Here is a 12,699-nt window from a genome sequence, read left to right on the forward strand (position 1 = left end):
AGTTCAATGTCGACGCAGCGTTACAGAGCAGACATTATCTGTCTGGTCGATTAGTGCGCGTCTTGTCCTTTATACTTATGAGTCGAAACCAACCAGGTTGGTCAGCTTTGAGTCCTTTCCGTATCTCGCAGGAAAAGTGTTGCGAGAAAAACAATCCTTGGTGATTTCCCTTTTTTTTAGCTCACTATTTAGTGATTTATATAGGTGGGAGTGGGTTATCACCGACAATTCCCGAAGTTGCTCTTGTAATAAAACTCACAAATGCGACGGGGTTGTGTAAGTATCCTACAATTTTGTGACTTCAGATTGCAACGAAAACTGACCGCTGTAATGCAATTTTTTCGTTTAAAAATGCACTTAAGGTTTAACAATTACGTAACAATGGCTGTTTTTGTCTGTATTTATGCAAGTTTATTGATTTTGACCCACTATGATTCAATTTGAATTGAATAGAATTATTTGTTTTTTCTTGCAGGGATGTAATTAATTTACATAGATCGTAGTGAGATTGATTGCGGTTAGCGTTTGGTGAGAAAGTATGCAGTTACATGAGTTGGTCAATACGCTGGGGCAAGATCTTCAGCGTCGTTATGGTGAAAAAGTTCACAAATTGACCTTACACGGTGGATTCAGTTGTCCAAACCGCGATGGCACGATAGGCCGGGGGGGGTGCACATTTTGCAATGTGGCCTCTTTTGCGGATGAGGATGTGCAGGTCAAAAGCATTCAGGAGCAACTGAAAGACCGTGCCGGTGAAATTAACCGGGCGAAAAAGTACCTGGCTTATTTTCAGGCTTACACCAGTACTTATGCGGAAGTGCAAGTGCTGAAAAATATGTACGAAGAAGCGCTCAAAGCGGCAGATATTGTCGGCTTGTGCGTGGGAACCCGCCCAGACTGTGTACCGGATGCGGTGCTGGAACTGCTGTCGGATTACGTTAAGCAAGGTTATGAGATCTGGCTTGAGCTCGGGTTGCAAACCGCCAACAATGATACGCTAAAACGTATTAATCGTGGTCATGACTTTGAATGCTATGCTCAGATCACCAAGCGCGCGCGTGCGTTGGGTATTAAAGTGTGTACTCACCTCATTGTCGGATTACCTAAAGAGACGCGTGATGATAACGTCGCCACCATGGCTAAAGTGCTTGAAGTGGGCACCGACGGGATCAAGCTGCACGGCCTGCATATTGTTGAGGGCAGTACCATGGCGAAAGCGTGGCGTGCCGGCAGACTGGATGCCCCAGAGTTGGAAGAGTATGTGACGATTGCCAGTGAGCTGATCCGCATGACCCCGCCGGATGTCGTTTACCACCGCGTTTCTTCAGCCGCGCGCCGGCCAACTTTATTGTCCCCTTTGTGGTGTGAGAACCGCTGGTTAGCGATGACCGAGATCGGCCGGGCGCTTGACATGCACGGTGCTCAAGGCAGCCTGACCGGTAAGCCTTTTATTTACACTAAGCCCTGAAGCGCACGTATTATCCCCCGGCCTGTTGGCTGATTTCCTTTCAGATGTGACCGCTTGCGCTAGTTTGTAAGCAGGCGGTTTCAATCCGCGTATCAAACACGTTACACTGAGCTGTATCCCCCAACAATTAGTAATAATTGAGTCACTTGAAGTGAATTGGGGCACCTTTCCTGAATGCATCCATACGGTGCTGCGAGTCATTCGTTGAGACGGTTGACAGAGTAAGCTCAGGGATAGTTATTTCGTTTAATTCCGTGGAGTCATGAATGAAGCCCATGAAGAATCTCGCCCAGTATTATGTTGACCTGTTGGTGAAGCTGGGGATAGTGCGGTTTTCTATCTTACTGGCGCTGGCACTGGTGGCACTGGCGGTGGTTGTGCAGGTGGGGATCACCTTAGCACTGCAGGGCAGTGTGGATGATATTGATATCGTCCGCTCGGTTTTCTTTGGTTTATTGATCACGCCATGGGCGGTGTATTTTCTTTCGGTGGTGGTGGATCAGCTGGAAGAGTCGCGTCAGCGTCTGACCAAACTGGTGTCGAAATTAAAAGACATGCGTTCTCGCGATCAGGAGCTTAATTACCAGCTGCAACAAAATATTGAAAAGCTCAATCAGGAAATCGAAGAGCGGATCAAAGCGGAGGAAGCGCGTGAAGAGGCGATGAAAGATCTGGAGAATGAGGTCTTCCAGCGTGAGCGAACTCAGCTTGAACTTGCGGAACGTACCGCCTTGCTGCGCTCATTTATCGATGCTTCCCCCGATCTGATTTATTACCGTAATGCGGACGGTGTATTTTCCGGATGTAACCGCGCGATGGAAGAACTGACGGGTAAGAAGGAACACCAGTTGGTTGGCTTAAGCCCGTGGGATGTGTACAGCAAGGAAATCGCTCAGCTTATTGTGGATACCGACCAAAAAGTTTTTGCCGATAATCAGGCGATCACCTATGAGCAATGGCTGGAATACCCTGACGGGCGTAAGCACTACTTTGAATTGCGTAAAGTGCCATTTTACAGCAAAGATGGCCGTCACCTCGGGCTGGTGGGATTTGGCCGCGATATTACAGAACGTAAGCGTCACGAAGAGTCGCTGAAAAAAGCCAGCCGCGATAAAACTACCTTTATCTCAACCATAAGTCATGAGTTGCGTACGCCACTGAATGGTATTGTCGGTTTAAGCCGGATGTTGCTGGATAGCCCGCTGACCACCGAGCAGCGTAGGCATATGCAGACGATCCATGTCAGTGCGATCACTCTGGGTAATATCTTTAACGATATTATTGATATGGACAAGTTTGATCGGCGTAAACTGGAACTGTTGCCAACGCCGCTCAATTTTGAGGATTTTGTCGCTGAGATCGAAAGTATTGCTGCCCTGATGGCAGAGCAAAAAGGTTTGCGCTTTGATCTGGAGCGTTTGAGTGATCTGCCAAAAGGGATAGAGGTGGATGCGACACGCTTGCGGCAGGTGATCTGGAATCTGGTCAGCAACGCGATGAAGTTTACCAAAGAGGGCGGAGTGGTATTGACGGTCAGTGCCGACGTTGAAGACGACTACGCCACCATCATCATGGAAGTGGAAGACACCGGAATTGGCATCCCAGAAGAGGATCTGGATAAAATTTTTGCCATGTACTACCAAGTCAAGTCGGGTAAAGACAACCTGCATGCGGTGGGAACCGGAATTGGCCTCTCGGTTTCAAAGCAGTTAATTAATATGATGGATGGCGACATTTCAGTCAGCAGTGAGGAAGGTTTTGGCAGCACCTTCACCGTTTCGATTCATGTGCCGGTGGTCGACCTGGAAGAGCCGATCATCGATGCCAAGCGGGATAAACTGCACCTGAACATCTTCATGGTTGAGGACATTGAGCTTAATGTTACCGTGGCCAAATCGTTGCTGGAAAGTCTGGGTCATCGTGTTACCGTGGCGATGACCGGCAATGAAGCGCTGGTTAACTTTGTTCCGGATAAGTATGACTTAGTCTTGTTAGATATCCAGTTGCCAGATATGACCGGATTTGATGTGGCGCAGTACTACCGGCAACACTATGACCATTTGCCGCCTTTGGTGGCGCTCACCGCTAATGTACTCAAGGATCGGCGGGAGTATCTGGATAATGGCATGGATGATGCCATCAGCAAGCCGTTAGCAGTACAAGCGATCCAGGGGGTGATAGACAAATTCTTTGCCCACCTGGTGGAAGACCAGCTGCCGGGCAGCGATGCCGTGGTGGTTGAGCAGGACGCTCCGGTAGCAGTGGAAAGCCACTTGCTGGATGTGGATATGCTTGAGTCTTATGTGGGTATTGTCGGCGTTAAGCCGGTATACGACAGTATTAGAATGTTTGAAGATATGATGCCAGAATATATCGAGGTATTGGACTCCAATATGACCGCGAAAGATCAAGACGGCATTGTCTCGGAAGCGCATAAGATCAAAGGTGCCGCCGGATCGATTGGGCTTAAACATATTCAAGGTGTGGCGCAAAAAGCCCAGTCACCGGATTTGCCTGCCTGGTGGGAAAATATTGCTGATTGGGTAGAAGAAATCAAAAATGAATATCAGCATGATATTCAAGTATTAAAGAGTTGGTTGGAACAGAGGAAATAACATGAAGAAACTCGCACTGGTGGCCTTATCGATGGTGCTATTGGCTGGTTGTTCGGCAAACCAAGATGTTACGTGGCAAACCGGTAGCCAAATGACACTCAGTCAGGTAACGGTCGAGTTGAAGAGTAATCTGTGGCTGAATCTCATGCCGACAGTCGAGGAGGGGGAGAATAAAACCCTGCATGGTGCGCTGTACCTACATGGTAACAAAGAACTTCCCGCGACCCTGACCGTCGACGCGATCATGCTTAAGCAAAATGACCAGCAGTGGTTGATCGATACCGCGTTACTTGATCTGCGCACCCACAGTGAAAACCAATGGGAAGTCGCCTTTACCTGGCCGTTGGAGCTTGATACCGAACGCCCGGTGGATATTGCGGTATTGCTGGAGGATGGTCGTCAACAAGTGTGGTTGGTTGAGAAAGCCGTGACGATCGATAAGCTTTATTAACCAGAGCATTTGTATTCTGGTCGGACGTTAGGATAAAAAAAAGGGCTTGCTCATTGAGCAAGCCCTTCTGATTGTTGGACGAGGAAATTACTCTTCCAAGTCACCACAGAAGCGGTAACCTTCACCATGGATGGTCGCGATGATCTCTGGCGTGCCGGATACCGATTCGAAATGCTTACGGATACGGCGGATAGTCACGTCAACGGTACGGTCATGTGGTTTGAGTTCACGACCGGTCATCTTCTTCAGCAGATCCGCACGGGTCTGGATTTTACCCGGGTTTTCGCAGAAGTGCAGTAGTGCGCGGAACTCAGAACGAGGAAGCTTGTAGCTGTCACCCGCAGGGCTAATCAAAGAGCGGCTGTTGATATCCAACACCCAACCGTTGAAGACGTATTTTTCTACAGAGCGTTTTTCTTCCTGAACGTCGTTGCTGCTCATTGAACGGCTAAGTAGGTTACGAGCACGGATGGTCAGTTCACGTGGATTAAACGGTTTGGTGATGTAGTCATCCGCACCAATTTCGAGACCGAGGATTTTATCCACTTCGTTGTCACGACCAGTTAAGAACATCAGGGCAATGTTCGCTTGCTCACGTAGTTCACGAGCGAGCAAAAGACCATTTTTGCCTGGAAGATTGATGTCCATGATGACCAGATTGATTGTATTATTGGACAATACTTGGTGCATCTCTTCACCGTCGCTGGCTTCAAAAACAGCGTATCCCTCTGCTTCAAAAATACTCTTAAGAGTGTTACGAGTTACTTGCTCATCTTCAACGATAAGAATCTGCGGGGTTTGCATTGGCGGTACCTAAATTTGTGACGAAATTGTGCTAATGGAATAAATTCTAGGCAAAATATAACATGCAGGTAATGAATTTTTAAAAATAAGTTAGATTATTCAAAAAACACTGCGTTCAGTTAACCGCCATCCGTGGAGTGTTGCCAACTCACCAATGTCCCGTGGTGACGTTTATTCTTGTAAGGTGTTGCTCTTCAACGTCCAGTCACACTGGCTGTTAATGAGTAAATACCCTAAGGTATGTTGCGGATTCTATATTGTTAACAGCATGCTAACAATGCTCAAATGTTAATTCCATTCACTTTGTTGATTTACATCAATTGATGAAATGTAACTATTATTAATCGATTAAGAGTTATGATAGAAAAAAGTAATTCTATGATAGATGCTTCGTTATGGAATGCTTATTCGCGCTCCTATTTCCGCTTTCATGCTGAATGGGAATGTTCAAGCTACGCGGTGATCACTGCTTGGAACCCATTTAGCAAATGGCGGTCAAATAAGGAGAATTATGAAAGTAATCAAAGGCTCGAAGCGCGGCTCCATGGCAGGAACTATGTTGCGGTGACCGTAGGAGATAAGGCATTCCATTGGTATGAAGAGAGCTTTGCCGCAGAAATAGAACCAGAAGAGGCCATCGAGCTGGCGAAAGCATTTCGGCAGCATGCCATCTACTATGTGGAAAATGGTCAGCTTAGCCTGATTGGTTGTGTCGAACCGCAAATCCGCCAGCGAATTGGTCAGATCAAGGATAAGCTCTTAACAGGATAAGACTCGTTTGGTAAGCCAGGCGAGAAAATTCACGGAGGAAACATGCAAGATATAACACCCGATATTTGTGATAAGTACGAAGAGCACGTCACACTGTTGAATTTGCCGTTGCAGAATTTTGGCCAGCGGAGCGCCTTTTTTGGTGAGATTGTGACCATACGCTGTTATCACGATAATTCGAAAGTGCGCGAAATGCTGGAGCAAGACGGGACCGGCAAAGTGCTGGTGGTCGATGGCCATGGCTCTTGTCAGAGAGCGTTATTAGGCGATCAGTTGGCCATTCTCGGTATTGAAAACGGTTGGGAGGGCATTATCGTCTATGGTGCGGTTCGTGATGTGGCTCAGATGTCACAAATGGATATTGGTATTCAAGCTCTCGGAACCTGCCCGTTCAAAACCGAAAAGCGTGGGAACGGCGAAGTGAATGTCACGCTGACAATGAACAATCAGATGGTGCAGCCTAAGCATTATATCTATGCGGATTGGAATGGCGTGTTGACGTCGAAATCGTTACTGAGGCTTTAGCTACAGGGGATTAAAAGCGGAAACCCAAACCGACCTCAAACCCTTGCTGCCAATCCTGGTAATCGAGCGTAGCGTGAATATCTAAGTTATCGGTGATTTTTACCCGGCTGGATACCTCAGCAGCAAGGTTGGTGTCATCGGCTTTGTTGTTCCCCGCGGTGTTGTCGCTTTTATAAGAGCGGACGGAACTTTTCAGTATAACCCGGTCGTTAAACTGATAACTGATCCCACTTAAAAAACCACTCTGGTTTTGCTTCGGGGAATTATTTACCCGGGCCCCAACATAAAGATCCACTGAATCGAATACTTCATAGGCGTAACCGCCGTCGATATTCCATACATCGAAACTGTCTTCGGATTGAAAACTGTCACTGGAAATGAAGAGTTTATGCGGTGAGGTCTCACTTTTTCCGGGCAGTGACGGTAATGAATTCGCCATCGAAATGCCAGGCACAACAAAAAGCAGCAAGTACAGCCAGATTTTCATATCTACCACTCCTTGTGTTGTTTGTTGTTTTAATTAGAGCCTGAGGCTTGACCATATTAAAGCACAGAATATACAAACAGGCTCACTATAAATGGCAAAATATTAGCCACGACGAATATTGATCACAGTTAGAGGCCATTGTGGCTGATTGCCGTGCGACGGGGACAAAAAGGCCCGCAGCGCTCCTTGAATCTGTTATACGTTTTGGGGCTCAATTGAGATTAGTACCCATCACCGATCCAGTTTTTTCAACCTGAAAACGGGAGAAAGCAGGTGGCGTCACCGGGCAGTGAAATGAGGCAAAATGCATTTTTTTGTTGACTCAAGAGAGGAAACTCGGTAAACGTAGAGATAAGCAAACGGACAATTATCGTTGAATATTTATTTATGCACTCACATCGCTTCGCAGTAATTACCACCACCATTATTACCGACATGACCATTGTTGGGGCAGGCTGCTGAGCGAAAGAAATTCAAAAAAAGGCCTGTATCCCACCAGATACAGGCCTTTTTTTATACATATTTTTGAACGAAATTAAACAGATTTAAACAGATACACCGGAGGTAGGGATGCGAGTATTGAAGTTTGGCGGTTCATCATTGGCTGATGCTGATCGCTTTTTGAGGGCGGCAGAAATCATTGCCAACAATGCACAGCAAGAAGAGGTAGCAGTCGTTCTTTCTGCACCAGGGAAAACCACGAATAAACTAGTAGCGGTAATCGAAAATGCCTTACGCAATGGAGAGGCTGAACTTCAAATCGCAGAGCTGGAAGCATCATTTAAAAATCTGTTTGCCGATATTCAAAGTGTACTCGCCAATATCGATGGCACTGCCTTTGATAATCAAGTCAAAACGTCACTTTCCCAGTTACGCCAATTTGTGCACGGAATTAACTTATTGGGCATGTGCCCCAACAATGTCAATGCCCGCATCATCAGTAAGGGGGAGCGTGTCTCCATTCAACTGATGAAGGCGGTACTGGAAGCAAAAGGGCAACCGGCAAGTCTGATCGAACCGGTTGAATACCTCTATGCGAAAGGTGATCACCTTGAGGCTATGGTTGACGTTGATATCTCCACTCAAAACTTCCGTCAGAAGCCGCTCGCACCGGGGCATGTACATATTATGCCGGGTTTCACTGCAGGTAACGAAAAAGGTGAGCTGGTTACGCTCGGGCGTAATGGGTCTGACTATTCAGCCGCGGTACTGGCAGCCTGTTTGCGTGCCGATTGTTGTGAGATTTGGACTGATGTGGATGGCGTATATAACTGTGATCCTCGCGTAGTTGAAGATGCACGGTTGCTTAAATCCCTGAGCTATCAAGAGGCGATGGAGTTGTCTTACTTTGGTGCTTCTGTCCTGCACCCGAAAACCATCGCGCCTATTGCACAGTTTCAAATCCCCTGCCTGATCAAAAACAGCTTTAACCCACAAGGTGCAGGTACGCTAATTGGTCAGGATACCGGTGAAGACAATTTGGCGATCAAAGGCATCACTACCTTAAACGCGCTGACTATGGTGAACGTATCCGGCCCGGGAATGAAGGGTATGGTGGGGATGGCGAGCCGCGTATTCGGTGCAATGTCGTCTGCTGGGGTATCGATAGTGCTTATCACCCAGTCGTCTTCTGAATACAGTATCAGTTTCTGTATCGAAGCTCAGGATAAAGCCAAAGCGAAACAGGTACTCGGCGAGGCATTTGAACTTGAGCTCAAAGATGGCCTGCTTGAGCCTGTGGAATTTATTGATGATGTTTCCATCGTTACCCTGGTCGGGGACGGTATGCGCACTTCACGTGGCGTTGCATCTCGCTTTTTCTCCTCACTTGCTGAAGTGAATGTCAATATTGTCGCGATTGCTCAGGGATCATCAGAACGGGCGATTTCTGCCGTGATTCCGGAAGATAAAATTTCCGAAGCGATCAAGGCGTGTCATGAAAACTTATTTAATTCTAAACATTTCCTGGATGTTTTTGTCGTTGGTGTTGGTGGTGTTGGTGGCGAGCTGGTGGATCAGATCGAGCGGCAACAAGCGAAACTGGCAGAGAAAGGCATTGTGATCCGCGTATGCGGCCTGGCAAACAGCAAAGGTCTGTTGCTTGATAGCGAAGGTTTGCCACTGGAGCACTGGCGTGACCGCATGTCGGCCGCGACAGAAGAGTTCAGTTTGGCGCGTTTGATTTCCCTGGTTCAACGTAATCACATTATCAACCCTGTACTGGTTGACTGTACCTCAAGCGAAGAGATTGCGAAGCAATATGCTGATTTCTTAGCCGCCGGTTTCCACGTTGTTACGCCGAACAAAAAAGCCAACACCGCGAGCATGGCGTACTACCACCAACTTCGCGATGTGGCGCGTAGTTCCCGCCGTAAATTGATGTATGAAACTACCGTAGGCGCAGGTCTGCCGGTGATCGAAAACCTCCAGAACCTCATTGCCGCGGGTGATGAGCTTGAGCGGTTCAGCGGCATTCTTTCGGGATCACTGTCTTATATCTTCGGTAAGCTTGATGAAGGCATGAGCCTAAGTGAAGCGACCAATATCGCCAAGCAAAACGGCTTTACTGAACCTGATCCACGTGATGATCTGTCCGGTATGGATGTAGCACGTAAGCTGCTGATCCTTGCGCGTGAAGCCGGCATGTCGCTGGAACTCGAAGATGTAGTGGTTGACCAGGCATTGCCACCAGGTTTCGATGATTCAGGTAGCGTCGATGAGTTTATGGAGCGCCTGCCTGAAGCCGATGCTTATTTCAAAGAGCTGTCAGCGGAAGCAGCAAAAGAAGGCAAAGTGCTGCGCTACGTGGGTGAAATTATTGATGGTAAATGCAAAGTGAGTATTGCTGCCGTGGATGAAAATGACCCGATGTTCAAGATCAAAGATGGTGAAAATGCTCTGGCATTCTACAGCCGGTACTACCAGCCAATCCCATTGGTGCTGCGTGGTTACGGCGCCGGTACTGAGGTAACGGCAGCGGGCGTATTCTCTGATGTGATGCGTACTTTAGGTTGGAAACTAGGGGTATAACAATAATGAGTTCAAGTGATATGGATGTGGTGGTGTATGCCCCGGCATCAATCGGTAACGTGAGCGTAGGTTTTGATGTCCTGGGGGCAGCGGTGTCCCCGCTGGACGGCACTTTATTGGGCGACCGGGTACAAGTAAAATCCGGCACGCAGCCGTTTAGTCTGAAAACGGCGGGTGACTTTGTTGACAAGTTACCCGTGGAGCCGAAAGAGAATATTGTTTTTGATTGCTGGGTGGTGTTTGCCCGCGAGCTGGACAAAAAAGGTATTGAGCTTAAACCTCTTGAAATGACACTTGAAAAGAACATGCCAATCGGCTCAGGCTTAGGCTCAAGTGCCTGCTCTATTGTTGCGGCACTGGATGCACTAAACCGCTTCCACGCCCAGCCGCTGAATGAAACCGAGCTGCTGGCTTTGATGGGGGAGATGGAAGGCAAGATTTCTGGTGGTATTCACTATGATAACGTTGCGCCATGTTACCTTGGTGGCGTGCAGCTTATGCTTGAAGAGCTGGGCATCATCAGCCAGGAAGTGCCTTGCTTTGACGACTGGTACTGGGTGATGGCGTATCCGGGGATAAAAGTTTCGACCGCGGAAGCGCGTGAGATCCTACCATCTCAATACCGCCGACAAGATATCATTGCTCATGGGCGCCATCTTGCAGGTTTTATTCACGCGTGCCACTCTGGTCAGCCCGAACTTGCGGCAAAAATGATCAAAGACGTGATTGCCGAACCGTATCGTGAGAAACTGTTGCCTGGTTTTGCTGCTGCGCGCCAATACGCGACCTCGGCCGGTGCGCTGGCTACCGGTATTTCCGGTAGTGGTCCGACACTGTTCAGTATCTGCAAAGAGAAAGATGTTGCTGAGCGAGTGGCGCGTTGGTTAGAGCAGAATTACGTACAAAATGAAGAAGGATTCGTCCACGTTTGCCGACTGGACAAACAGGGTTCGAAAGTAACAGGAAGTGAGCTATGAAGCTTTACAATATAAAAGAAAATGATGAACAAGTTTCCTTTGGCCAGGCCGTTCGCCAAGGGTTAGGTCGTAACCAGGGCCTATTTTTTCCATCGGAATTACCAAAGTTTGACGATATCGACGCGCTGCTGGCAGAAGACTTTGTCTCTCGTAGCACTAAGATCCTATCAGCACTGATCGGTGATGAACTGGCGGAAGATCAAGTGAACGCGATGGTGGATGCGGCATTCCAGTTCCCAGCACCAATTAAGCAAGTGAAAGAGGGTGTTTACGCACTCGAGCTTTTCCATGGTCCAACTCTGGCGTTTAAAGATTTTGGTGGTCGCTTCATGGCGCAATCTCTTGCGGCGGTCTCAGACGGCGGTAAGATCACCATTCTTACTGCGACTTCCGGCGATACTGGCGCAGCGGTTGCGCACGCTTTCTACGGTATGGAAGACATCAACGTGGTGATTCTTTACCCGAAAGGCAAGATCAGCCCACTGCAAGAGAAGCTGTTCTGTACATTAGGTAAGAACATTCACACTGTCGCAATCAATGGTGACTTTGATGCTTGTCAGGCATTGGTGAAACAAGCATTTGATGATGCGGTATTGCGTGAAGAGATTGGACTGAACTCAGCGAACTCAATCAACATCAGCCGTTTGATGGCGCAAATCTGCTACTACTTTGAAGCTGCCGCGCAAATGAGTAAGCAAGAGCGTGAAAACCTGGTCGTATCGGTACCAAGTGGTAACTTCGGTAACCTAACGGCAGGCCTGCTAGCGAAAGCGCTGGGTCTGCCTATCAAACGCTTTATCGCCGCAACCAACGCCAATGACACTGTGCCACGTTACCTGGATACGGGTAAGTGGGATCCAAAACCAACGGTGGCAACCACTTCGAATGCGATGGATGTGAGCCAACCAAACAACTGGCCTCGTATCGAAGAGCTATGCCGCGTGAAAGAGTGGGGCTTAGAGACACTGGGCAAAGGCGCAGTATCTGACCAGCAAAGCGCAGAGTCAGTGAAACAACTGCACTCACTTGGCTACCTATGTGAGCCGCACGGCGCGATTGCTTACCGCGTGTTGGATGAACAGTTACAAGACGGTGAAACCGGGCTGTTCCTGTGTACGGCTCACCCGGCTAAGTTTAAAGAAGTGGTGGATGATATTTTAGGCTCGGATATCGAGTTGCCGGCACCATTGGCGAAACATGCCGCGATGGAGCTGCTTTCTGAGGATCTTGATGCGGATTTTGAAGCGCTGAAAACGGTCTTACGCCGAGTTCAGTAACACTGTCGGTGTGGAACAACAGGCGGAGTGAATCTCCGCCTTTTTTGTGTCACTTACCGGGAGTTTGACCCGTCCTGATATGGGTTGACACTTTTTAACTAAAACGCTCGATGTACTTCATCGGGCGTTTTGTATTTCAAAGCCGTATGAGGCCTCATTTGATTATAGATCTCTACGGATTCTGCTACCATTTTCCTCGCTTCTTCCAGATCTTTCGGTTTCCTCAGTAAAAGTTCCATTTTGAGTATCCCATTTACGCGCTCTGCTAAAGCATTCTGATAACAGTCATACCCG

At 48.0% G+C, this 12,699-nt stretch carries 11 protein-coding genes and 1 other annotated feature; of the genes, 8 read left to right on the top strand and 3 right to left on the bottom strand.

Going from position 1 to position 12,699, the window contains the following annotated elements; translation table 11 throughout:
* The first annotated feature begins 538 nt into the window (after nt 1–538).
* From P2G85_RS06405 to P2G85_RS06415, 3 genes are all read left to right on the top strand, one after another.
* A complete protein-coding gene (locus P2G85_RS06405) occupies nt 539–1,468 on the top strand; it encodes a TIGR01212 family radical SAM protein (protein ID WP_275863266.1) in 930 nt (309 codons plus the stop codon).
* Between the two features lie 266 nt (nt 1,469–1,734).
* Entirely contained in the window at nt 1,735–4,083 is a 2,349-nt protein-coding gene (arcB, locus tag P2G85_RS06410; protein ID WP_275863267.1) for an aerobic respiration two-component sensor histidine kinase ArcB, read from the top strand.
* A 1-nt stretch (nt 4,084) separates the two neighbouring features.
* Complete coding sequence (locus P2G85_RS06415) at nt 4,085–4,534, top strand: hypothetical protein (protein WP_275863268.1); 450 nt, start codon at nt 4,085–4,087, stop codon at nt 4,532–4,534.
* A gap of 87 nt (nt 4,535–4,621) precedes the next feature.
* Here P2G85_RS06415 and arcA read toward each other — a convergent pair whose 3' ends face one another.
* A complete protein-coding gene (gene arcA / locus P2G85_RS06420; protein WP_275863269.1) occupies nt 4,622–5,338 on the bottom strand; it encodes a two-component system response regulator ArcA in 717 nt (238 codons plus the stop codon).
* A gap of 357 nt (nt 5,339–5,695) precedes the next feature.
* Here arcA and P2G85_RS06425 point away from each other — a divergent pair, with 357 nt between their 5' ends.
* Both P2G85_RS06425 and P2G85_RS06430 read left to right on the top strand, forming a co-directional pair.
* Nucleotides 5,696–6,109, top strand: coding sequence for a DUF3293 domain-containing protein (locus tag P2G85_RS06425; protein ID WP_275863270.1), 414 nt, complete (start codon nt 5,696–5,698; stop codon nt 6,107–6,109).
* Between the two features lie 42 nt (nt 6,110–6,151).
* Entirely contained in the window at nt 6,152–6,634 is a 483-nt protein-coding gene (locus P2G85_RS06430; protein WP_275863271.1) for a putative 4-hydroxy-4-methyl-2-oxoglutarate aldolase, read from the top strand.
* A gap of 10 nt (nt 6,635–6,644) precedes the next feature.
* Here the strand turns inward: P2G85_RS06430 and P2G85_RS06435 are convergent, their stop codons facing one another.
* Entirely contained in the window at nt 6,645–7,121 is a 477-nt protein-coding gene (locus P2G85_RS06435; protein WP_275863272.1) for a ribonuclease regulator, read from the bottom strand.
* Nucleotides 7,122–7,516: 395 nt separating this feature from the next.
* Nucleotides 7,517–7,637, top strand: a sequence feature (Thr leader region).
* A gap of 54 nt (nt 7,638–7,691) precedes the next feature.
* Between P2G85_RS06435 and thrA the strand changes: the two genes are divergently transcribed.
* The 3 genes from thrA to thrC are packed head-to-tail and all read left to right on the top strand — an operon-like array spanning nt 7,692 to nt 12,405.
* Nucleotides 7,692–10,151 carry a bifunctional aspartate kinase/homoserine dehydrogenase I gene (gene thrA, locus P2G85_RS06440; protein WP_275863273.1) on the top strand — a complete coding sequence of 820 codons (2,460 nt, stop codon included), beginning with the start codon at nt 7,692–7,694 and terminating at the stop codon, nt 10,149–10,151.
* 20 nt (nt 10,152–10,171) lie between these two features.
* Entirely contained in the window at nt 10,172–11,128 is a 957-nt protein-coding gene (thrB, locus tag P2G85_RS06445; protein WP_275863284.1) for a homoserine kinase, read from the top strand.
* The gene (gene thrC, locus P2G85_RS06450; protein ID WP_275863274.1) at nt 11,125–12,405 is read left to right on the top strand and encodes a threonine synthase; all 1,281 of its coding nucleotides are present in this window, start codon (nt 11,125–11,127) and stop codon (nt 12,403–12,405) included. Before thrB ends, thrC begins: the two co-directional genes overlap by 4 nt.
* A 98-nt stretch (nt 12,406–12,503) precedes the next feature.
* On the opposite strand, the gene P2G85_RS06455 is transcribed toward thrC, so the two are convergent.
* Nucleotides 12,504–12,699, bottom strand: a 196-nt coding sequence (locus P2G85_RS06455) for an integrase core domain-containing protein (RefSeq protein WP_275863275.1), incomplete at its 5' end; no start/stop codon positions are given.

The sequence above is a fragment of the Vibrio sp. CAU 1672 genome (assembly GCF_029223195.1).
GTDB lineage: Bacteria > Pseudomonadota > Gammaproteobacteria > Enterobacterales > Vibrionaceae > Vibrio.

Coding starts and splice junctions, on each gene's coding strand:
- thrC (WP_275863274.1), top strand. CDS start 11,125: ATGAAGCTTTACAATATAAAAGAAAATGATGAACAAGTTTCCTTTGGC.
- P2G85_RS06430 (WP_275863271.1), top strand. CDS start 6,152: ATGCAAGATATAACACCCGATATTTGTGATAAGTACGAAGAGCACGTC.
- P2G85_RS06415 (WP_275863268.1), top strand. CDS start 4,085: ATGAAGAAACTCGCACTGGTGGCCTTATCGATGGTGCTATTGGCTGGT.
- P2G85_RS06405 (WP_275863266.1), top strand. CDS start 539: ATGCAGTTACATGAGTTGGTCAATACGCTGGGGCAAGATCTTCAGCGT.
- thrA (WP_275863273.1), top strand. CDS start 7,692: ATGCGAGTATTGAAGTTTGGCGGTTCATCATTGGCTGATGCTGATCGC.
- P2G85_RS06435 (WP_275863272.1), bottom strand. CDS start 7,121: ATGAAAATCTGGCTGTACTTGCTGCTTTTTGTTGTGCCTGGCATTTCG.
- thrB (WP_275863284.1), top strand. CDS start 10,172: ATGGATGTGGTGGTGTATGCCCCGGCATCAATCGGTAACGTGAGCGTA.
- P2G85_RS06425 (WP_275863270.1), top strand. CDS start 5,696: ATGATAGAAAAAAGTAATTCTATGATAGATGCTTCGTTATGGAATGCT.
- arcB (WP_275863267.1), top strand. CDS start 1,735: ATGAAGCCCATGAAGAATCTCGCCCAGTATTATGTTGACCTGTTGGTG.
- arcA (WP_275863269.1), bottom strand. CDS start 5,338: ATGCAAACCCCGCAGATTCTTATCGTTGAAGATGAGCAAGTAACTCGT.